18 protein-coding genes are annotated in these 21,415 nt (G+C 63.3%); 4 read left to right on the top strand and 14 right to left on the bottom strand.

Annotated features, from left to right (window positions below; genetic code table 11):
• Positions 1-72 precede the first annotated feature (72 nt).
• Positions 73-1,236 carry a GGDEF domain-containing protein gene (locus tag PVE35_RS18995; protein ID WP_277372681.1) on the bottom strand — a complete coding sequence of 388 codons (1,164 nt, stop codon included), beginning with the start codon at positions 1,234-1,236 and terminating at the stop codon, positions 73-75.
• Positions 1,237-1,238: 2 nt separating this feature from the next.
• Between PVE35_RS18995 and PVE35_RS19000 the strand changes: the two genes are divergently transcribed.
• Positions 1,239-1,370: a hypothetical protein gene (locus PVE35_RS19000; protein WP_277372682.1), complete on the top strand. Its 132-nt coding sequence runs from the start codon at positions 1,239-1,241 to the stop codon at positions 1,368-1,370.
• A gap of 19 nt (positions 1,371-1,389) precedes the next feature.
• Here the strand turns inward: PVE35_RS19000 and PVE35_RS19005 are convergent, their stop codons facing one another.
• The 7 genes from PVE35_RS19005 to PVE35_RS19035 all read right to left on the bottom strand — a co-directional run bounded on the left by PVE35_RS19005 (position 1,390) and on the right by PVE35_RS19035 (position 12,254).
• Complete coding sequence (locus PVE35_RS19005; RefSeq protein ID WP_268178680.1) at positions 1,390-2,079, bottom strand: phospholipase D-like domain-containing protein; 690 nt, start codon at positions 2,077-2,079, stop codon at positions 1,390-1,392.
• A 12-nt stretch (positions 2,080-2,091) separates the two neighbouring features.
• Positions 2,092-2,646, bottom strand: a complete 555-nt coding sequence (locus PVE35_RS19010; RefSeq protein WP_277372683.1) for a rhomboid family intramembrane serine protease — start codon at positions 2,644-2,646, stop codon at positions 2,092-2,094.
• A complete protein-coding gene (locus PVE35_RS19015) occupies positions 2,643-7,883 on the bottom strand; it encodes a DNA repair ATPase (RefSeq protein WP_277372684.1) in 5,241 nt (1,746 codons plus the stop codon). Before PVE35_RS19015 ends, PVE35_RS19010 begins: the two co-directional genes overlap by 4 nt.
• A 210-nt stretch (positions 7,884-8,093) precedes the next feature.
• A complete protein-coding gene (locus tag PVE35_RS19020) occupies positions 8,094-10,139 on the bottom strand; it encodes a flotillin family protein (RefSeq protein ID WP_268178685.1) in 2,046 nt (681 codons plus the stop codon).
• A gap of 83 nt (positions 10,140-10,222) precedes the next feature.
• Positions 10,223-10,864 carry an OB-fold-containig protein gene (locus tag PVE35_RS19025; protein WP_268178687.1) on the bottom strand — a complete coding sequence of 214 codons (642 nt, stop codon included), beginning with the start codon at positions 10,862-10,864 and terminating at the stop codon, positions 10,223-10,225.
• Between the two features lie 60 nt (positions 10,865-10,924).
• Entirely contained in the window at positions 10,925-11,620 is a 696-nt protein-coding gene (locus PVE35_RS19030; protein ID WP_268178689.1) for a PspA/IM30 family protein, read from the bottom strand.
• Between the two features lie 13 nt (positions 11,621-11,633).
• A complete protein-coding gene (locus PVE35_RS19035) occupies positions 11,634-12,254 on the bottom strand; it encodes a YjfI family protein (protein ID WP_268178690.1) in 621 nt (206 codons plus the stop codon).
• Between the two features lie 283 nt (positions 12,255-12,537).
• Here PVE35_RS19035 and PVE35_RS19040 point away from each other — a divergent pair, with 283 nt between their 5' ends.
• Positions 12,538-12,789: a hypothetical protein gene (locus PVE35_RS19040; protein ID WP_277372685.1), complete on the top strand. Its 252-nt coding sequence runs from the start codon at positions 12,538-12,540 to the stop codon at positions 12,787-12,789.
• Positions 12,790-12,845: 56 nt separating this feature from the next.
• Here the strand turns inward: PVE35_RS19040 and thrC are convergent, their stop codons facing one another.
• The 4 genes from thrC to xerD all read right to left on the bottom strand — a co-directional run bounded on the left by thrC (position 12,846) and on the right by xerD (position 17,529).
• Complete coding sequence (gene thrC, locus PVE35_RS19045) at positions 12,846-14,255, bottom strand: threonine synthase (RefSeq protein ID WP_277372686.1); 1,410 nt, start codon at positions 14,253-14,255, stop codon at positions 12,846-12,848.
• A gap of 100 nt (positions 14,256-14,355) precedes the next feature.
• Positions 14,356-15,660 (bottom strand): homoserine dehydrogenase, encoded by a 1,305-nt coding sequence (locus tag PVE35_RS19050; RefSeq protein WP_268178693.1) that lies wholly within the window; start codon positions 15,658-15,660, stop codon positions 14,356-14,358.
• Positions 15,661-15,761: 101 nt separating this feature from the next.
• A complete protein-coding gene (locus PVE35_RS19055) occupies positions 15,762-16,490 on the bottom strand; it encodes a thioredoxin fold domain-containing protein (protein WP_277372687.1) in 729 nt (242 codons plus the stop codon).
• A gap of 142 nt (positions 16,491-16,632) precedes the next feature.
• The gene (xerD, locus tag PVE35_RS19060; RefSeq protein ID WP_277372688.1) at positions 16,633-17,529 is read right to left on the bottom strand and encodes a site-specific tyrosine recombinase XerD; all 897 of its coding nucleotides are present in this window, start codon (positions 17,527-17,529) and stop codon (positions 16,633-16,635) included.
• A gap of 63 nt (positions 17,530-17,592) precedes the next feature.
• Here xerD and PVE35_RS19065 point away from each other — a divergent pair, with 63 nt between their 5' ends.
• Complete coding sequence (locus tag PVE35_RS19065) at positions 17,593-19,437, top strand: sodium:proton antiporter (RefSeq protein ID WP_277372689.1); 1,845 nt, start codon at positions 17,593-17,595, stop codon at positions 19,435-19,437.
• Positions 19,438-19,528: 91 nt separating this feature from the next.
• Entirely contained in the window at positions 19,529-20,209 is a 681-nt protein-coding gene (locus PVE35_RS19070; protein ID WP_268178697.1) for a hypothetical protein, read from the top strand.
• 67 nt (positions 20,210-20,276) lie between these two features.
• Here PVE35_RS19070 and rplS read toward each other — a convergent pair whose 3' ends face one another.
• A complete protein-coding gene (gene rplS / locus PVE35_RS19075) occupies positions 20,277-20,627 on the bottom strand; it encodes a 50S ribosomal protein L19 (protein WP_003246155.1) in 351 nt (116 codons plus the stop codon).
• A 42-nt stretch (positions 20,628-20,669) separates the two neighbouring features.
• Positions 20,670-21,413, bottom strand: coding sequence for a tRNA (guanosine(37)-N1)-methyltransferase TrmD (trmD, locus tag PVE35_RS19080; protein ID WP_277372690.1), 744 nt, complete (start codon positions 21,411-21,413; stop codon positions 20,670-20,672).
• Between the last annotated feature and the right edge of the window lie 2 nt (positions 21,414-21,415).

Raw genomic sequence — 21,415 nt, forward strand, 5'->3', positions numbered from 1 at the left:
TCTTCGATGGTCTGACAAAGGCGTACGCCAAGATCACCAAGCCTGTCAAGGAAACAGCGCCATGCCGTGGGGCTAACGCGCCGGCTCTGCTACCAGCAGCCAATCGCCGGTCGGCAGGCACCGCACGCGGTTGCGCCCCTGATGCTTGGCGCTGTACAGGGCCTGATCGGCCTGCGCCAGCAGCCATTGCAGATCACACTCAGCATCCGCACAGAAAGAGACGCCAATGCTGACGCTGCGCGTCAGGCCGTTGCTTTCGAGGGTAAAGAAGTCAGCGCGAATGCGTTCCGCCATCGTCATGGCCTGCTGCCGATCAGCCACGATCAGGCAAGCGAACTCCTCACCGCCAATCCGCGCGAAGATGTCTTCCTTGCGCATCTGGCCCTGCACCAGCTTGGCAAAGTCGACCAGCACCTGATCCCCGGCGGCATGACCGAAGCCATCGTTGATCCGTTTGAAATGGTCGAGGTCGAACAGCAACAGCGCCAGCGGCCGTTGCTGGCGCCGGCACAGCGCCAACAGGCGCTCACCACTTTCGAGAAATCCACGCCGATTGGCGACACCGGTCAGCACGTCACGATAGGCCGCCAGGCGCAGCCCCTGCTCGGCACGCTCCTTGACCATCGACAGCATGACGAAGGCCATGCCCACCGCGTAGAGCAAGCTTTCGATCAACAGATAACCGAACAGTGGGCTGTTCTGTAGCGCACCTGCCGACTCATCGAAGCTCAACAGTGCCCGCATGGTCATGAAGGCGAGGTGAAAAGCGATCAGGATCATGGCGGGGAGTGGCGAAACATCCAGCTGCGAACGTGCTCGCCACAATTCCAGCAGCGCAGCCAGCAGGTACGCCCCCATCAGCAAGGTATTGAACAACACACGAGCCTGCAGGCTCTGGAACGGCGGCCAGAAGCAAGCCGCCAACCACAGTAGAGCACCGGCAAGCACCCATGCATAACGGGGGCTGCGCCCACAGAACAGGCGCATGGCGGTCCAGTTCATCGCGCCACAGAGCAACAGCAGCATGTTGCCAACGATGACCGGCAGCCAGTCCATTCCCATGCCACGCAAGGCATTGAGGATCAGTCCCGCGCTGGCCAGCAGCAGCATGATGCCTGCCCACAGCAGCAAGCGCTGCTCGCGGCCTCGCAGCCAACTGAACAGCAGAAGCAGGCCACACAAGGTGATGACCGAGGTATTGGCGACCAGCAGCGAGGGCAGGTGAAACTGGAACATCAATGGAACTCGATCAAGGCATGATGCGATTCGAGATTATGGCAGATAGCCACAACCGTCAGTTCAAAGCAGTGTGGCAATCAGCTTTCGCGCCCTCTGGCGACCGAACCATCTCGGTTGAGCAACGCCGCTAAGTCACAAGCCAGGTTTTACTCAGTTGCCTGCATAACGCGCCCAGAGCGACTCGAACTCACGACTGTAGGCCGCCACCAGTTGCGGGTGGTCGATGACCAAGAGGTTTTCCTCGTTGCTGGTGCTGGCACTGCGCGTCCAGTTGAAGCTGCCGTTGAGCAGCAGACGGCCGTCGAACAGGGCGAACTTGTGGTGCATGTGAAAGGGGCCGGCGTCGATGCGCAGCGGCACGCCCTTGTCGCGCAACCACTGGATATCGCTGCCGACATCGAACTGTTTTTCGTTGTCGGTGATCACCCGCACGGCGATGCCGCGTTGATGGCAGGCGAGAACTTCCTCGCTGAGCTGATCATCGGAGATGGTGTAGACGCAGATCTCCACACTCTTGCGCGCCTGGCGGCACAGCTCGCGGATCTTGCGCCGGCAGCTCTCACCGGGGCTGAAGTGCGCCGTGGCATGCTCGACGCGTGGCGCGCTGCCAACGCTGTCGAGGGTCTTGATGACTTGCTCCAGCCATTTCAGCGCTGGCTCGACGTTCTCAGGCTCGCGCATCAGCTCGCGAGCAAGGCCAAACGCGCGGTTGCGCATGAAGCGCACCTGATCGCTGCTCAGTTCACTACCCAGTTGGCGCAGCTCGTCGCGCTCCTCGTTGCTCAGGCGCAGATCGGCGAGGCTGTCACGCAGTTGCTGGTCGAGGCGGTTGAAGTCCATGGAAAATCCCTTTTATCGATAATTGCGGCGACGGCGAGACAAGGCGGCATAGAGAACGCCACAGCAAGCCCCCGCCAGGTGGTATTCAAAAGAAACGCCGGCACGCGGCAGCAGGCCGAAGAACCAGCCGCCGTAGAGGAAGAACACCAGCACCGCCAGCAGCAGGTCGAGCAGGCTGCGCTCGAACCAGGCCCGCGCCAGCAGCAGCCCCCAGAAACCGAACAGCCAGCCACTGGCCCCGACGTGCAGGCCGGTGCGGCCGAACAGCCAGACCAGCGCCCCGCTACCAATGATGATGAAGGCGCTGGCGAAGAAGAAATCACGACGCGAGCGCAGCAGCACCAGGCTGCCGAGCACCAGCAAGCCACTGAGGTTGCTGAGCAGATGCGCCCAACTGCCATGCAGCCAGGGGGCGAGAAGAATGCCCGGCAGCGCCTCGATATGCCGGGGCACCAGCCCCCAGACGTTCAAGGCGCCGCCAAGGGCGCCATTGACCAGCTGCACCAGCAGCATCGCGCCGCTGATCAGCAGCAGCGGACGTAGCTCGATCAGCCAACCTCGCCTCACGGCGCCTCGTCGTCCGCGGCATCGCTGCGCTGCTCCTGGCCGAGCAGCGTGCCGAGATCACGCAATTGGGTGGAGATTTCCAGCATGCGGTTGTGGGTACGCAAATCGATGTCGATTTTCTTGTCCATCGCCTTGATCAGCGGCAGGAAGCTGTTCTCCAGGCTATCGGCCAGGCTTTCGAGCAATTTTTGCGTACCCGGCTGCGGCGGCGCAACCACCTCCACCTGTGGTCGCAGCTTGCCGAGGTTGTCCAATCCAGCCAGCAATTGCTCCCAGGGAATGCTCGGCGCCTCGCTGGCCGGCTTGCCGCCGGCCCCCAGGCCACGCACGCTCTCGACCAGATCATTGAGCTGCGCCACCACGCGGCCGCCAACGTCCGTATCGCTGCCGCCCATGGCCTTGTTGCGCATGAAGTCGCGCTTGATCTGCGCCCAGCGTTCGGCCTGCTCGGGCGTCATGTTGCCGCGCAGCTCGGCGAGCTTGAGCAGGTTCTCCTCGGCACCGGTGGTGAGCAGTTGCGACTCACCCTGGTAGTGGTCGGCGATCAGTTGCAGCAGCTCGGCGTCGTTCATCACCGCACTGATCTTCTCGGCCATCTTGTTCATGTTGCGGTAGCTGCCCTGCAGCTTGAACGGCGGCTCGGTACGGTAGCTGTCGGCCTGCGCGGCGCTGACGATGTACTGCTGGTTGACCCGGCCGACCACATCGCGAATCTGCATCAGGCGCTGCAGGGTCGAGGTGATCTCGTTGATCTCGGCGGCGCTGTAGGTGTGGCTCAGCTCGTTGGCCGAGAACGGCTTGCCCTCGGCCTTGGCGACGAAACGATAGACATCGGCCATATCGCGGGTGGCCAAGGGCGCCAGCACCGGGTTGGAGGTCAGGCTGTTCTCGATGTAGCTCAGCGCGAAGGCTTCCTGCATGCCGCCCAAGGTGTCGCCGAGGTTGTAGATGTCGGCGCGGTTGGCGAGCATGTCGGGGATCTTGAACACATCGCCGGACTCGGTGTACGGGTTGCCGCTCATCACCACGCAGAACTTCTTGCCGCGCATGTCGTAGGTCTTGGTCTTGCCCTTCCACACGCCTTCGATGCGCCGCGTGCCGTCACAGAGCGAGATGAATTTCTGCAGGAACTCGGGGTGGGTGTGCTGGATGTCGTCGACATAGAGCATCACGTTGTTGCCCATCTCCAGCGCCAGGTTGAGCTTTTCCAGCTCCTGGCGCGAGGTGGCGTCCGGCGCCTGCGCCGGGTCGATGGAGCGCACTTCATGGCCGAGAGCGGGGCCGTTGATCTTCATGAAGATCAGGCCCAGGCGGTGCGCCACGTATTCCATCAGTGTGGTCTTGCCGTAGCCGGGCGGCGAAATCAGCATCAGCAGGCCCATCAGGTCGGTGCGCTTGTTCTCGCCGGCGGTGCCCATCTGCTTGGCCAGGTTGTCGCCGATAAAGCCCAGGTACACGTCGTTGATCAGCTTGTTACGCACGAAGGACGACAGCGGCCGCGGCTTGAATTCGGACAGGCGCAGGGCCTGGCGCTCACGGTTGATCACCTCCTGGCGCAGCGCCTGGTAGCGCTGCAACTGCGGTACGAAGTGATCCAGGTGCTGCTGCAGGCGCGCGAAGTAATCGTCGATGGCCAGCACCAGGCTGCCATTCTGCAGTCGCGGATGATCGCCGAGCAGGCCGCTGACGGTGAAACGCAGATCGACCTCGGTGAAACGCCGCGGGAATTCGTCATCCAGCAGGCTCACCGCAATCGCCTCGGGAACGTAGTCGGCCAGCTCGGCCATGGCGGCGTCCTGCGCACACAGGCCGTCGAACCAGGTCTGCGCCAGCGACCAGCGCTGCACCGGGCGGCCACGCAGGTTGTCCAGCGCGGCGCGGTAGTCGTCCCAGACATGGCTGGCCTGCATGCGTTGCTGCAGGCTGTCGAGCAGTTGCCGGGCGTACTTGCTGAAGCTGAATTCGACCGGCTTGGCTGCCAACTCCTCCACCAGATAGGCCGCAGCCGCCTGGCGCTGCGCCGCACCCACCGGTAACGGATGCAGGCCGAGAAAACGCTGCATGGCCGCGTCGATCTCTTCGCGCAGGCGCTGCACGCCATCCTCGCTGCCGAACAACTGCCGCAGGTGCAGGCTGCTGCGCGCCCGCTCCGGCCACAGCTCGGCCTCGATGTCCTGCCCCCAGCGGTTCCAGAACAGCGCGGCGAAGCCCCTCGCCGCCGGCGCGTAACGCAGCAGCCCGGCGCTTTCGCGCAGCGGCAGCAACTGGCTGAGGATCAGCGCCGCATCATGATCGTGGATGCCCTTTTCAAAGGCATCCTTGTAGCGCGGTGCGGCGAAGTCACGAATCAGCCTGGTCAGGGTTTCCGGCTGCGCCAGGTGGGTCTTGAGCAGATCCAGGCTCAGACCTTCACGGCCGGCCACGGCGGCGTCGAGCACCAGGCCGGCGAGGTATTCGGCGCGGTACAGCGCAGGCGACTCGGACTCCAGCGACACCTGCCAGTAGTCGCGCAGGCCTTCCAGCGTCTCGTCATGCAACGGTTCGAGGAAATCGGTGCCGGTCAGGTGCAGATAGAGCTGATCACCGCGCGGCATCAGGGTCAGGTCGAGCTCCTGGGTGTTGACGCTGAAGCGATGGCGCGGGCCGAGCTTGATGACGTTGCCGCCCTCCTCGAACAGCTCGCTCTTGTCGCGCAGGGCGCGCACCGCCTGGTCACGGGCGGCCTTGAGGCGCGCCTCGACGTCATCGGCCTTGACGCTGTCTTTCAGCTCGCGTAGGCGCTCGGCCATCTCGCGCAGCTTGAGAATCAGCGGGTCGGCGGCGAAGAAGGCGTTGAGCTCCTCCATCTGGGTCAGGCGCGCGGTGCGCCGGCCCAGGCTGTCGAGAATCCGCTGGGCAGCATCGAGCACACCCTGGGCGCGGCGCTGGCGGTCGTCGAGCAAGCTCTGCTTGTGCGACTCGAAGGTCTCCAGCAGCTCTTCGCGCTTGCCGAGGATGTCGCTGAGGAACTCCTCGTGATCGCCAAACTGACTTTCCAGCTCTTCGAGCTGCACCAGCAGGCGCGACAACTGCTCGTCGCACTTCTCCGGGTCTTGCGCCAGCGCCAGGGCGTTGGTGATGCCCTGGCTGAACAGTTTGAACTGGGCGCCGAACTGCGCCACGGTCTCGGCCGAGCCAAGGCCCTTGCGCCGCTGTTCGGCACGCGCCTTGGCCTGGTTGAGGTGGGCGTAAACCTCGGAAATCGACTCGACGATGGCGGTGCGCTGGGTGGCATCGTCGATCTTCAACGAGGCCATCAGGCTGGAGAGCATGTCCAGATTGCCGGCCATGGCCTGCATCTCGGCCAGCGGCTCGTTTAGCTGGGTGACGCTTTCGGCCTTCTGCGCCAGGCCGTCCAGCTCACCGAGGCGCTGCACGTAGGGTTGCAGCGCGGCGTCGCTGGCGAGGAAGGCGGAGGTGGCGGTGGCCACGCGCTCCTGCGCTTCCAGCAGTTCGGCTTCCATGGCGTCGATGCGCGCCACGTCGATGTAGCGGTAGTCACGGATGGTCAGCAACTGGCCGCGTTGGGCATTGATCGCGTTGAGCGCTTCGACGAAGTGCTGCACCTCGTCCCAACTGTCCACCAGCAGGCCGGAGAGCAGAGTCTTCTGCCGCGTTTCGGCCTCGGCCATGGCGCGGGCGGACTGCTGGCGAATGCTCTCGACCTTCTCGAACTCATCGAGCACCAACTCGCCGGTAGCGGCGATCTCGCGCAGCAGCGGCGCCAGCTCGGCGCACTGGGCGTCGCCCAGCCAGTGGTAGAGGTCGAACAGACGGCGAGTGTTCTGGCACAGCTGGGTGTAGCGCGCCACCGACACTTCGCGGCTGTCGATCTCGCGGCTGAGGTTGAGCAGGTCGGACACGCCACGCACCAGCTCGGCATTGCCGATACGCCCGAAGAAGCCGCTGCGCGTCGGCTGGCGGGCGGCGTAGTCGTCGCTCTCGAACGGCGTCTGCCAGATCTGCATCGGGTGGATGCGGGTCGGCTCGCTGCCCTCGGCGGAGAAGATCACCATGCGCCCGTCTTCCAGGCGCGCGTAGCCGTGGCCGAAGATCGGGTTGTGCAACTGGCGGTTGATCATGTTGTAGGTGAACAGCGCCGCGCGGCCTTCTTCCGGGTGGTAGAAGATGTACTGCACGTCCTCGCCGTTGGGCGAACGCACCGAGCGCTTGAAGCGCATGCCGCCCATGGGCTGCTCGAATGTCTTGTACTCACCGCTCTGCAGGTAGTAGCCACCGGGGAAGATGATGCCGTGGTCTTCCGGTAGCTGCACGCAGGCCAGGCCGATGGCATCGATGCGCTCGACCTTGCTGGTCAGGCTGTTGAACACCAGGTAGCGCCACTGCTCCTCGCGGTACGGCAGGATCTTCAGCAGTATCAGGCTGCCCAGACGGGCATATTCGATCTGCGCGTCGTCCAGCGACTGGGTCTTGTCCACCACCGACTCGCGGTAGATGCCCAGGCCATCCTGGGTGTTGTTCTCCACCTTGATGGTCAGATCGCCGCCAACGGTCTCGACGAAAACGGTATCGAGGATGTTCAGGTGCGGATGGCGGCCCATGACCACCATCTCGCGGGTGGTCTTCTGCCACTCGAAGTCGAACGGCGCCGGCAGCGCGATATCGCGCTCACCACGGTTGTCGATGTAGCGCACTTCGCGCCCATCGACCGAGATCGACCAGCGGAACACGCGGATGTCGCTGACCCGCTCGCCGATCTGGAAGCTCGCCAGCAGCTTGCCATCACGGATGGCCAGTTGCAGCAGACGGGTGTTCTTGTAGTAGGTGTACAGCTCGTTGAAGTCGGCGACGAAACTGGCCTGAGACAGGAACGAACCCTCCAGCGGCACCGGCTCGGCCTCATAGCCCTCGGCGCCCTCGACCAGGCGGTAGAGGGAGAACACGTCGGCGACGCTGGTTTCCTTCTTCAGGCCGATGAACACGTTGTAGCCGAACAGCAGGCAGTCACCGACCTGGACGATATCGCGAGCAATGCAGTTGTTCTCGGTGCGGATGCGCACTCGGCCAATGGCCTCCATGGCGCTGCTGCCGAACTCGGCCAGGCGCTGGCCGTTGAGTGCTTCGGTCAGCGCACGCAGGCGCTGGCCCTGCTCCTGCAGGCGCTTGTGCAACACCTCATAGGCGCCGCCCTCGGCGACGGCCTTGTCCAATACATCCTGTGCTTGTGCGTCCGACATCGTGTTCTTCCTGGATATTCGGCATCGAGCCCCCTCGCCCGGTCAGCCAGGCAAGGGGGCTGGAAAATGCGTGGGAGGTTCGCGGCTGAAGCCCCTCCCACAAGGCTCGGCATGCTGTGGCCGGTAGGGTGGACAACGCTCTTTTTGTCCACCATTGGCGACGCAGAGCGGTGGACAAGCTACGCGTTGTCCACCCTACAGGCAGGTCGCTCAGGCCTGCTCCGAACCGGCGCTCGGCGCGACCACCGGCGCGGCGGGCGCTGCCTTGCCAGCCAGCAGGCGGGAGATCACGTCCTGCACCACCGGGCTCTTGCCGACCACACCTTCGATGGCCTTGCCCACCGACAGCGACTTGGCGAAGGAGTTGAAGAAGTCGCCCTCGCCGCCGACGATCTCGATCTTCGCCTTGGCCATGGCGGCGGCCAGCACCTCGGCCTGGTCCTTGGCGATGTCCTTGTTGGCGGCGATGGCGGCCATGGCCTCCTCGAAGCTCTTCTCCAGTTGCATGCGGAACTCTTCGTGGGCGCGGGCAGTGTCGCTGAGCGAGTCCAGCGCGCCGAACTTCTTGCCCAGACCTTCGGCTTCGGCGCTCAGGCGCTCCAGCAGGATCGAGGCTTCTGCTGAACCCTGTTCCTTGGTCGCCTTGGCCTTGGCCAGGCCCAGTTGTTCTTCGCCGCGCGCCTGGGCGCTGAGTTTTTCTTCCAGCACCTTGGCTTCGGCCAGACCATCCTTTTCCTTGGCAGCCGCCTGGGCTTCCAGCACACGGGCTTCGGCCAGCCCCTTTTCCTGCTCGCCTTTGGCTTCGGCAATCAGGCGCTCGGCTTCCACGCGAGCTTCGGCCAGGCCTTCCTTCTCCTTCGCCGCAGCGGTGACTTCACGTACCTTGGCGTCGGCCAGACCGGGCGCAGCGCGCTCAGCTTCGATGCCTTCGGCCAGTTTCTTCTTGGCCTCGGCGCTTTTGGCTGCAGCCTCCAGCTCGGCCTGGGCCAGATTGTTGATTTCCACGGCCTTGTGCTTGGAGCGAGTCTCGTCGGCCTCGGCCTGCTTGACCTGGCGCACCAGCTCCTGCTCGGCTTCGGCCTGGGCATTGAGCACGGCGACCTGCTTGAGGCGCTCGGCCTCGGAAACCTCGCGCACTTCCTTGATGCGTTCTTCTTCCTGCGCCACGGTCTTTTCCACCGCCACCCGCTCGCGGATCACCCCAGCGATATTCTTGCGCTCTTCTTCCAGCGCCTTTTCCTTCTCGATGCGCTGCAGCTCGACCTCGCGCTCGCGGGCGACCACTTCCAGATCCTTGGCGCGGGTGACCTTCTCCACCTCGATGACCACGGCACGCTGGCGGTTCTGCTGCGCCACTTCCACTTCGCGCTGGTGGTTCTCGGCGCGGATGTCCAGCTCCTGCTGGGTCTGGATACGCGCCTGTTCGGCCTTCAGGCGCTCTTCTTCGCGCACCTTGAGGGTTTCCGCTTCCTCGCGGGCGCGGATGGTCTCGATCTCGCGCTTCTGCCGCGCCTCGGCGTCGGCCTGCTGGCGCTCCAGGGCCAGGGTGGCCTCGCGGGTCTCGACGTTCTTCTTCTTGATCGCCAGCTCTTCGTTGCGCTCCAGTTCGTTGGTGATGACGTTCTGCGCAGCGGTCAGCTCGGTGATCTTGCGGATACCCTCGGCGTCGAGGATGTTGCTCGGATCCAGCGAAGCCTTGGAGGTCTGCTCCAGGTAGTCGATGGCCACGTCTTCCAGCACGTAACCGTTGAGGTCGTTACCGATGACCTCGACGATGCGGTCGCGGAAGTCCTGCCGATTCTCGAATAGCTGGACGAAGTCGAACTGCTTGCCGACGGTCTTCAGGGCCTCGGAGAACTTGGCGTTGAACAGCTCGTTCACCGCACCACGGTCGGAGGCTCGATCCACACCGATGGCCTTGGCCACCTTGAGCACGTCCTCCTGGGTCTCGTTGACGCGCAGGTAGAAGGCCACGGTGATGTCGGCACGCAGGTTGTCGCGGCAGATCAGACCATCCTTGCCACGACGGTCCACTTCCAGGGTGATCAGGGAGATCTTCATGAACTCCTTGAGGTGGATCACCGGATACACCAGGGAACCGGTGAAGTGCACCTTGGGCGTCGAGCTCATGTCATTGACGATCAGCGCGGTGCCCTGCGGAACCTTGATGTAGAAGGCCTTGAACAGGGCGATCAGGGCGACCAGGAAGAGGACGACCAGCCCGGCCCCGATGATGAAGGGGATGAGGTTTTCCATTACAGCTTCACTCCTTTGCGAATTGTGCAGGCAGATTCGGCCACGCCTAGGCTGCCAGCCCTCTGTTACGTGGGGATTGTCGGCTAGACGCCGCGAAACTCTTCTTCGGTAATGATGCGATAGGCGTGCTCGGCCGCCAGGTACTCCAGCAGTACCACGCGGTCGCCACGCTTGAAGCCCAATGCCTCGTCGGCGCGCACGCGCAGGATCAACCCGGCGCCGCCATCCTCCAGCACGGCCTCGCCATGGCTGGCGGTGACGCGACCACTGCGCACCACTGCCACCTGGCCCAGCACCGACTTGCTGCTGATCGCCTCCACCTTGTGGAACAACGGCCGTAGCGGCCGGCAGATCGCCGCGCACAGCGGCGCAGCAACGACCAGGGCGCCGGCGATGACCACCAGCCCCAGCGGGTAGCGCAGAATGCCCAGCGGCAGATGGCGCAGTAGCCACAGCTCGATGAAGTAACAGATGAACCAGGCGAAGAAGAACAACAGCGTCAGCACCAGGGTGACCGGCACGCCGTCGAGCTTGAACTTGTACAGCAGGCCGGCGAGGCCTTCGGTCTGGCCGCTGCCTTCCATCACCGAATCGGCCTCGATGTCGAGCAGATCGACCTCGAGCAGGCCGGCGGCGACCACCAGCCAGTAGATGACCGCCACGCACAGCAGGAAGCTGTAGATGACGGTAGGGAATGACAGCGAAGTCTGCAGGAAGAGTTCCATTTTTTCCTTTCCCGAACCAGGGAAACGGGGCGCGAACGCCCCATGTCTTTCACACCAGGATCAAGCCTTGGACTTGTCCTTCAGGCGTGCCAGCACGCTGTCGGCGCTGGCGTTGTCGGCCTTGATGCCGGCGGCACGCAGCTTGGCTTCCAGCGAATCGTCCGGCGCGCTGGTAGCGGCCAGTTCGGCCGAAGCCTCCATCTTCGCCGCACGCTCGGCCTGCTGCTGCTTGATGCGCTCAAGCGACTCCACCGCGGTCTGCAGTTTGGCCTGGGAGCCACCGTAGCGCTGCGCCACGGCCATCTGCGCCTTCTGCACGCTTTCGGTGGCCTTGACCGTATCCACCTGCTGCTTGAGGCGTTTGATATTGCCCTCGGCCTGGCTCACGGCCTTGCGCAGTTGCGCCACGCTGGCGGCGAAACCTTCGGCCTGCTCGCGCTCGCTGGCCTGCTCGACTTCCAGATTGGCGATCTTCTCGGCCACCTCCTTGGCCAGGGTCTCGTTGCCGGCTTCCAGGGCCTTGAGGGCGTACTGTTCGTACTCGGCGATGCTCGCCGCGCTCTTGGCCACCTTGTCGCTGGCCAACTTGTGCTTGGCCATGATCTCGGCCAGCGCTTCCTTGGACTTGCGCAGCTCGACATCGGCGTCGCGGATTTCCTGATCGAGGATGCGCAGGGCCTGGCTATCGACCACAGCCTCCCCCATCTCGTTGGCGCCGCCACGCAGCGCGGTCAGCAATTTGCTCCAGACATTCATCGCGTTTCTCCTCTCAGGCGCCAGACTTGAGGAAGCCTTCGTAGGCTTCGGTGGCCTTGATCACGTTGTCCGCCAGCAGTTCGATCTCGAACACCACGTCGGACAGGCTCGAGGACGAACTCAGCGCGCCAAACATGGTGTAGCAGTCGCGCCCGTCGGCCATTTTTTCCAGGCCGATGGACGACAGCGGGAACAGCTTGTGGGTGCGCAGCACTTCTTCGTTGAACGCAGCGGCATCGCGCACGTCGCTGGCCGGCCAGAGCAGCGCCTCGACGATGATCTGCTCGCCGAACACGGCGACGAACAGCGGCAGATCGCCGTATTCGCGCATGCTGATATGCAGGCTGGCGTCGGCGCCGTCGATCAGCTCGATGCCAGCCTGGCCGCTCTGGAACAGTTCCGTTGCCGCCAGGGCTTCGTGCAGCGCCTTGGCAGTCCAAACCTGAGGCATGTTCATACCCTCCTCCTTTTCCATCGAAGCCAGCAGCGACTGTGGCTGGCGCAGTTTGCGCTCGAGCGCGAGCAACAGCGGCGCATGCTCGGGCAAGATCCAGACTTCCTTCTTGACCAACCCCTGCTCACGCAGACGCTGACGGTAAAGACGCTGGTAATGAGCGGATGATTTGCTGTCCATGAAACGCAGCCTAGACCCTCACATGTAAAACGTAAAGTCATTACATGTGATAAATGTGACATCGTTCGTCAGACGCGCGCGCAGGCATCCGCCGCCGCCCCGAGCAGGCGACACGAAGGTGGACAGGCAAGAAAAAAGAGAATCGCGATAGGATCATCCATGTCCAACACCAGTGCTTCCCTACAGAGGAGTTCGCATTAAAGCGCAAAGCTGCCGACCGCGCACAGGCAAAAGCGCCAACCAGGTCGCAGAACCGGCCCATCACCCGAACAGGCTTCATGCCATGCAGGAACTACCAGAAGACGTGCGTCAGCTATTGCACGTCGACCGACGCCAAGCCGCCATCACCTTGCTACGCGATGCTCATGGACTCTCAGCGGACGAAGCCGAACGGCGAGTCGACCAGTACCTGGAAGACAATCCTCCGCTGCGCCCGCGCGGCGCAGCCATCGTTCGCGCCAGTCGAGCCAACGCCCTGATCTGGCTGACACTGATCATACTGATGGCGCTGCTGGGTCTGCTATTCGCACACTGAGCAGTGCACAAACGAAACCGGCGCCACAAGGGCGCCGGCTCGGTTACGCAAAAACCTTACAGAGGCTTGCCACGATTACCATGAGCGGCAACGAACTGCTGCACGGCCTTGAGGTCATTGGCCAGCACCGTGCAACGCTCTTCGCGCTGGAACAGATCGGTCAGGTGCGCAGGCAACGTCGGCACCGCATCGATACCGGCCTTCTCCACCGCTTCGGGGAACTTGACCGGGTGCGCGGTACCCAGCACCACCATGGGTGTGGCCAGACTGCGACGGCACTCACGCGCTGCGCGCACACCGATGGCAGTGTGCGGATCGAGCAGCTCGCCGCACTCCTGATACACCTCGGTGATGGTCTCGCAGGTCTGCTCGTCATTTACCGCCAGCGAATCGAACAGCTTGCGCGCCTCGGTCCAGCGATCTTCCTCGACGCTGAAACCGCCGCCCTGCTTGAAGCTGTCCATCAGGCCAGCGATGGCCGCCCCGTTACGCCCGTGCAGGTCGAACAGCAGGCGCTCGAAGTTGGACGAGACCATGATGTCCATCGACGGCGACAGGGTCGGGTGCAGGGTTTCCTTGACGTACTGATTGCCGCTCATGAAGCGGTGCAGGATGTCGTTGCGATTGGTGGCAACGATTAGCTGGCTGACGGGCAGGCCCATGTTGCGCGCTAGGTAGCCGGCGAAGATGTCGCCGAAGTTGCCGGTGGGCACCGAGAAGGCGATGGAACGCGCCGGCGCACCGAGCTGCAGCGCAGCGTGGAAGTAGTAGACGATCTGGGCCATGATTCGCGCCCAGTTGATCGAGTTGACTGCCACCAGGCGGGTGCCCTTGAGGAAACCCTGGTCGGCGAAGCTGGCCTTGACCATCTCCTGGCAGTCGTCGAAGTTGCCTTCGATGGCAATGTTGTGGATGTTGTCGCCGAGGATGGTGGTCATCTGCCGGCGCTGCACCTCGGACACACGGTTGTGCGGGTGCATGATGAAGATGTCGACGTTATCGCAGGCCTTGCAGCCTTCGATGGCCGCCGAGCCGGTATCGCCGGAAGTAGCGCCCATGATCACCACGCGTTCGCCGCGCTTGGCCAGCACATGATCGAGCAGGCGGCCGAGCAGTTGCAGGGCGAAGTCCTTGAACGCCAGGGTCGGACCATGGAACAGCTCCAGCACCCACTCGTTGCCGTTGAGCTGACGCAGCGGCGCGACAGCATTGTGCTCGAACACGCCGTAGGTTTCTTCGAGGATCTTCTTGAAGTCGGCATCGGCGATGGAACCGGCAACGAACGGGCGCATCACCCGGAAGGCCAGTTCGTGATAGGGCAGGCCCGCCCAGGAAGCGATTTCCTCGACGGTGAAACGCGGCAGATTCTCCGGCACGTAGAGGCCGCCATCGCTGGCCAGGCCTGCCAGCAGCACGTCTTCAAAATTCAGGGCCGGCGCCTGGCCGCGGGTACTGATATAACGCATGACTTTCAAACCTTCGGTTCGAGCCGCAAGCTACAGGCTACAAGCTACAAGTGAAGCAGCGCTCCGCTTGCAGCTTGGGGCTTGAGGCTTGCAGCTACTGTTAATTGAGCTGCTCGACGCGCAGGCGCATGACCGGCGAGGTCACGCCATCCAGCGCTTCCATGGCGGCGATGGCTTCGATGATACGCGCCTCGACCACGCGATGGGTCACCAGGATCATCGGCACCAGGCCGTCCTGCTCCTCGGCTTCCTTCTGCATGATCGACTCGATGTTGATGCCACGCTCGGAGAGGATGCTCGCCACCTGGGCCAGCACGCCCGGGTGATCCTTGGCCTGGATGCGCAGGTAGTAGGCGCTCTCGCACTCCTCGATGGGCAGGATCGGGTGATCGGACAGCGAATCCGGCTGGAAGGCCAGGTGCGGCACGCGGTTGGTCGGATCGGTGGTCAGCGCACGCACCACGTCCACCAGGTCGGCCACCACCGCCGAAGCGGTCGGCTCCATGCCAGCACCGGCACCGTAATAGAGGGTGCTGCCAACCGCATCGCCGTTGACCATCACCGCGTTCATCACACCGTTGACGTTAGCGATCAGACGGTCAGCCGGAATCAGCGTCGGGTGTACGCGCAGCTCGATACCGGCATCGGTGCGACGCGCGACACCCAGGTGCTTGATGCGATAGCCCAGCGCCTCGGCGTAGTTCACGTCGGCCGTGGTCAGCTTGGTGATGCCTTCGGTGTAGGCCTTGTCGAACTGCAGCGGGATGCCGAATGCGATGGACGCCAGGATGGTCAGCTTGTGCGCGGCATCGATGCCTTCGACGTCGAAGGTCGGATCGGCTTCGGCATAACCCAGCGCCTGCGCTTCCTTGAGCACGTCGTCGAAGGCACGACCCTTCTCGCGCATCTCGGTAAGAATGAAGTTGCCGGTGCCGTTGATGATGCCGGCCAACCAGTTGATGCGGTTGGCCGCCAGGCCTTCGCGGATCGCCTTGATCACAGGGATACCACCGGCCACGGCGGCCTCGAAGGCAACGATCACGCCCTTCTCGCGCGCCTTGGCGAAGATCTCGTTACCGTGCACGGCGATCAGCGCCTTGTTGGCGGTGACCACATGCTTGCCGTTGTCGATGGCCTTGAGCACCAGCTCCTTGGCCAAGGTATAACCACCGATCAGCTCGATGACGATATCGATCTCGGGGTTGTTGACCAGCTCGAACACATCGCGGGTCATGGCAATGCCGGTGGTGTCGTACTGCGGCTTGGGCGAACGAATGGCGATCTGGGCAATCTCGATGCCGCGACCGGCACGCCGAGTAATCTCCTCGGCGTTGCGCTTGAGTACATTCAAAGTACCGCCACCGACGGTGCCCAACCCACAGATGCCCACTTTGACCGGCTTCACACTCAATTCCCCATCAGCACTGCACGAAACGGCCGGAGCATGCTCCGGCCGCAGATAAAGAGCCGCACCTTACGAAGCGGCTGTTTGTTAGTCAATCCAACTCAGTCGTTCGACTCCAGGGCAATCTTGGCCAACTGCGGCGCCGGCTGATAGCCCGGAATCATCTTGCCGTTGGCCAGCACGATGGCCGGCGTACCGTTCACACCTATCATTTGCCCGAGGTGGTATTGCTTGGCCACCGGATTGTCACAATCGGCCTCCGGCACGCTCTGGCGGGTCTTGGCGAGATTCATCGCCGCCTGGCGATCCTTGGCACACCAGACGCTGGCCAACTCCTTGGCCGCCGGGCTGTTCAGGCCCTGACGCGGGAAAGCCACGTAACGCACTTCGACGCCCAGACGGTTGAGCTCCGGCACTTCGCTGTGCAGCTTCTGGCAGTAGCCGCAGTCGGTATCGGTGAACACGGTGATATGGGTTTTCGGCGCCTTGGGCGCGAAGACCACCATTTCCTTGGCGGGAATGGCGTTGATCTCCTTGGCGACCGAGCGGCTTTCCTCGATTTCGGTGAGGTTGACTGCCTTGCCGTCCTTGACCTGGAACAGATAGCCCTGAATCAGGAACTGACCGTCGGCGCTGGTATAGAGCTGGCGACCGCCCTTGAGCTGCACCTGGTAGATACCCGACATCGGGCTCTCGGCGATGGCTTCGATCGGCAGGTCGGCGTCCAACGACTTCAGGCTCTGACGAATGGCCTGATCCGGATCGGCGGCCAGGCTGATGCTGCTACCCAGTGCCAGAGCCAGGGCGACGGAAAGACGAATCGGGGACATGAAAACTCCTGTCGAACGACGAGCGGCGAAATCGGCACAGCCTACCACATAAGCACCCTCCGGCAGCGAGACGCTGCGCCAGCGGTGTGAACGGGCAGACGGATCGTTCTCTTCGAGTCCGCCGCGCATGGGATGTTCCCCCTCAGCCCCTGGGATGGTGCTGGGCATGCAACTCCTGCAAGCGGGCGCGGGCGATATGGGTATAGATCTGCGTGGTGGACAGGTCACTGTGGCCCAGCAGCATCTGCACCACGCGCAGGTCGGCACCATGGTTGAGCAGGTGGGTGGCGAAGGCATGACGCAGGGTATGCGGCGATAGGGCCTTGGCAATACCCGCGACACGGGCCTGGTGCTTGATCCGATGCCAGAAGGTCTGCCGGGTCATCTGTTCACCACGCAGGCTGGGAAACAGCACATCACTGGGCTTGCCGCCGAGCAGCAACGGGCGCGCCTCGCGACTGTAACGCTCGATCCAGGCGATGGCCTCCTCGCCCAGCGGAACCAGGCGTTCCTTGCTGCCCTTGCCGAACACTCGCAACACCCCCTGACGCAGGTTGACCTGCTCCAGGGTCAGCCCGACCAGCTCGCTGACGCGCAAGCCACAGGCATAGAGCACCTCGAGCATGGCGCGATCACGCAGGCCGACGGGATCGTCCAGATCCGGCGCCTGCAGCAGGGCCTCGACGTCCGCCTCGGACAGCGACTTGGGCAAGGGCTTGCCGATCTGCGGCAGTTCCACCTGCAAGGTGGGATCCTCGGCGATCAGCGCCTCACGCAGGAGAAACCGGTAGAAACCGCGCACCCCGGACAGGAAACGCGCCGTGGAGCGGGCCTGGTAACCCTGCTCCAGGCGCCAGGCCAGGTGATCGAGGATGGCATCACGCCCCGCATGCTGCAGGACCAAGCCGCGCCCGTCGAGCCAGGCATTGAAATGCTCCAGGTCGCTGCGATAGGCGGCCTGGGTATGGGCAGAGAGGCCCTTTTCCAGCCACAGCGCCTCGAGAAAGCGCTCGATCAGCGGATCGGGTAATGTTGCCATCGAAGACTCACGCACAAGTTAGTCGCCTAGTGTTCCACAGCCCAACGGCGATAGGGAGATCCGATGAGCGAAACACAGATCCTGCTGAGCCTGGGCGGTATCGGCCTGCTGGCACTGGCCAGCCAGTGGCTGGCCTGGCGCATCCGCCTGCCGGCGATTCTCTTCCTGTTGTTCGGTGGCATCCTGGCCGGCCCACTACTGGGCCTGCTCGACCCCCAGGAGCTGTTCGGCCCGCTGCTGTTTCCCTTCATCTCCCTGGCCGTGGCGCTGATCCTGTTCGAGGGCAGCCTGACCCTGCACCTGTCGGAGTGGCGCGAGATCGGCAAGGTAGTGCAGCGCCTGGTCACCCTCGGCGCCCTGCTGACCTGGGCAGTGATCAGCCTGGCCAGCCACTATCTGCTGGATTTCTCCTGGGATCTGGCGTTGCTGTTCGGCACCCTCACCCTGGTCACCGGACCGACGGTGATCGCCCCCATGCTGCGCGTGGTACGCCCCACCTCCGCCGTGGCCAACATCCTGCGCTGGGAAGGCATCGTCATCGACCCCATCGGCGCCCTGCTGGCGGTGGTCACCTTCGCCTTCATCGTCAGCTATGCAGAAGGCAATGCCTGGAGCGAAAGTCTGAGCACCTTCGCCGCGGTGATCGCCTGCGGCAGCCTGCTCGGCGCAGCCGCCGGCTGGGCCTTCGGCATCGTTTTGCGGCGCCGCTGGCTGCCCGAATACCTGCACACCTTCGCCGCTCTGACCGCTGTGCTCGGCGTGTTCATCGCCGCCAACCTGATCGAACACGAGTCGGGGCTGCTGGCCGTCACCGTGATGGGCATGTGGCTGGCCAACATGCGCGGCGTGGATATCCGCCCGATCCTGCATTTCAAGGAAAACCTCAGCGTCCTGCTGATCTCCGGCCTGTTCATCATCCTCGCCGCCCGCCTGGATCTGCACGCCCTGCTGGCGCTCGGCCCGGTGACCCTGATCCTGCTGGCGGTGATCCAGTTCGTCGCCCGCCCCCTGAACATCCTGGCCTGCACCCTCGGCTCTGCCCTGAACTGGCGCGAACGCGCCCTGTTGGCCTGGATCGCCCCGCGCGGCATAGTCGCTGCCGCCGTCTCGGCCATCTTCGCCCTGCGCCTGGAGCAGCAGGGCAACCCCCAAGCCCAGTTGCTGGTGCCACTGACCTTCATGGTGATCATCGGTACCGTGGTCATCCAGAGCGCCACCGCGCGTCCGTTGGCGCGCCTGCTGAAAGCGACCGAACCTTCACCGAGCGGCTTTCTGATCATCGGCGCCAACCCGGTGGCGCGCGCCCTGGGCAAGGCCATCCAGAGCCTCGGCAACCAGGTGCTGCTGACCGATTCGAGCTGGGAGAACATCCGCGCCGCACGCATGGCCGGGCTGCCCACCTACTTCGGTAATCCGACCTCGCAGCACGCCGAAGCCCACCTGGATCTGGTGGGACTTGGCCACCTGCTGGCGCTGTCCCCTTCAGCGGAACTCAACGCTCTGGCCTGCATGCACTTTCGCCATGATTTTCCCGGCAACCGCCGCTTCACCCTACCCGCGGGCGCGGACGGCAAGCGCAGCGACAAGCATCGCAGCAGCGACGAGGTACGCGGCCTACCGCTGGGCAGCCAGGCCTCGAGCTATCCACGCTTCGCCAGCCAACTGGCGCGTGGCGACGAAGTACGCAGCACCACCCTGACACAGACCTTCGACTGGGACGCCTATCAGGCGCTGCACGGCAAACGTGCCACACTGATCCTGGCCCGCGATCCGAGCGGCTGGCTGCATGTGGCCACGAACCCTCTGGACTTCACTCCGGGTATTGGCTGGACACTGACGGCACTGATCGAAACAGAGGAAACGCCCACCCGCTCATCCGAGCAGGAAGAACCTGAAGTCACAGCATGAAACATAGGGCAGCCTATCTTTGGTTGGGTGACGGATAGGCACACCAAGCGCATGATTTCAACACGCCATCACCTCGCCCGGTAGCCTAGCCATGTCCAATCACACCCAATCTCGTCTGGGTCAGATCCTGATCAACAAGGGCCTGATCACCTCCAAACAGCTGGATGCGGCCATCCAGATACAACTGGTCAGCCGTAAACGCCTGGGTGAAGTCCTGGTCGAGCAAGGCCTGCTGACCGAGAAACAACTGGCCAAAGCGCTGAAGAAGCAGACCAACCTGCGCCTCACCGCCACCCTGGTCGCTGCCCTGCTCAGCCCCTTCCAGATGGCCAGCGCGGACATCCAACGCATGCAACCGAGCAGCAGCATCAGTCGCCAGGAACTGCCGCGCGGCATGCAGAGCCTCAGCGACAGCGAAATGAGCGACGTCAGCGCCCAGGGCCTGGACAACGCCCTGCAAGGCCTGCTGCTGCAAGCCGAGAGCGGCGATGGCATCGGCACCGTCAAGCAACTGGCCAAGCTGGTCATGCCGGCGCTGGAAAGCCTGGAAGCGGAAAACAGCATGAGCGACGTGCATTACGACACCAGCAAGCTGCGCTCGACCATGAATGCCGACGGCTCGATCAACGTCAACCTGCCCAGTTCCATCGGCGAGATGCGCTTCGACAACATTCGCGTCAAGGGCGCCCCGCAGAGCCAGAGCCTCGGCAGCCTGCAACTGAACGACATCGACCTGTCGCAGGCCAGCCTGAAGATCAGCCTGCGCCCCTGAAAACAGCCACGCAATAACGAAAAAAGCAGCCCGAAGGCTGCTTTTTTTTTGCGAGAAGCGTCCGAACTTAGGACAGCTTTTCCTTGATGCGTGCGGCCTTGCCGGACAGGTCGCGCAGGTAGTACAGCTTGGCCTTGCGCACGTCACCGCGGCGCTTGACGCTCAGACTGTCGACCAGCGGCGAGTAGGTCTGGAAGGTACGCTCGACGCCCACACCGCTGGAGATCTTGCGCACGGTGAAGGCACTGTTCAGGCCACGGTTACGCTTGGCGATCACCACGCCCTCGAAGGCCTGCAGACGCTGACGGTCGCCTTCCTTCACCTTCACCTGAACCACTACGGTGTCACCCGGGGCGAAGGTCGGGATTTCTTTGTTCATCTGCTCGGCTTCGAGCATCTGGATAATCTTGTTGGTCATGCTGCGCTCCTAAGACAAGCCTCCCGGCCTGCCATCGATACGTTAACTATCGTCCCGCTGGCGGATGTATTCCTCCAGCAGCTTCTTCTCTTCTCCAGAAAGCGAGCGGCTATCCAGAAGATCGGCGCGGCGTTCCCAGGTCCGACCAAGGGACTGCTGCAAACGCCAGCGCCGGATGTGTTCGTGGTTGCCACTAAGCAACACTTCAGGAACACGTTTATCCGCATACACCTCCGGGCGGGTGTAGTGCGGGCAGTCGAGCAGGCCATCCGTAAAGGAGTCCTCCTCGGCCGAATCGGCATGACCCAATGCACCAGGCAAAAGGCGCGTTACCGCGTCGATCAGCACCATGGCCGGCAGCTCACCGCCGGACAGGACGTAGTCGCCAATCGACAATTCCTCATCCACATGCGCTTCGATGAAGCGCTCGTCGATTCCTTCGTAGCGACCGGCAATCAGGATCAGAGCCTGCTCCTGCGCCAGTTCGCGCACCGCAGCCTGGTTGAGCTGGCGGCCTTGCGGCGAGAGGTAGATCACCTTCGCCGTCTCCCCTGCAGCCTGCCTGGCACTGGCCAGAGCGTCTTCCAGAGGCTTGATCTTCATCACCATGCCAGGGCCACCGCCGAAGGGGCGATCATCCACCGTATGATGTCGATCCGTCGTGTAGTCTCGCGGGTTCCAGCAATTGAGCTGGAGCAGTTCCTGCTTCACCGCGCGACTGGTGATACCGTACTCGCCAATAGCGGCAAACATTTCCGGGAACAGGGTGATGACTTCTACGCGCATGA

This window comes from Pseudomonas sp. AA-38 (genome assembly GCF_029457475.1).
Taxonomy (GTDB): domain Bacteria; phylum Pseudomonadota; class Gammaproteobacteria; order Pseudomonadales; family Pseudomonadaceae; genus Aquipseudomonas.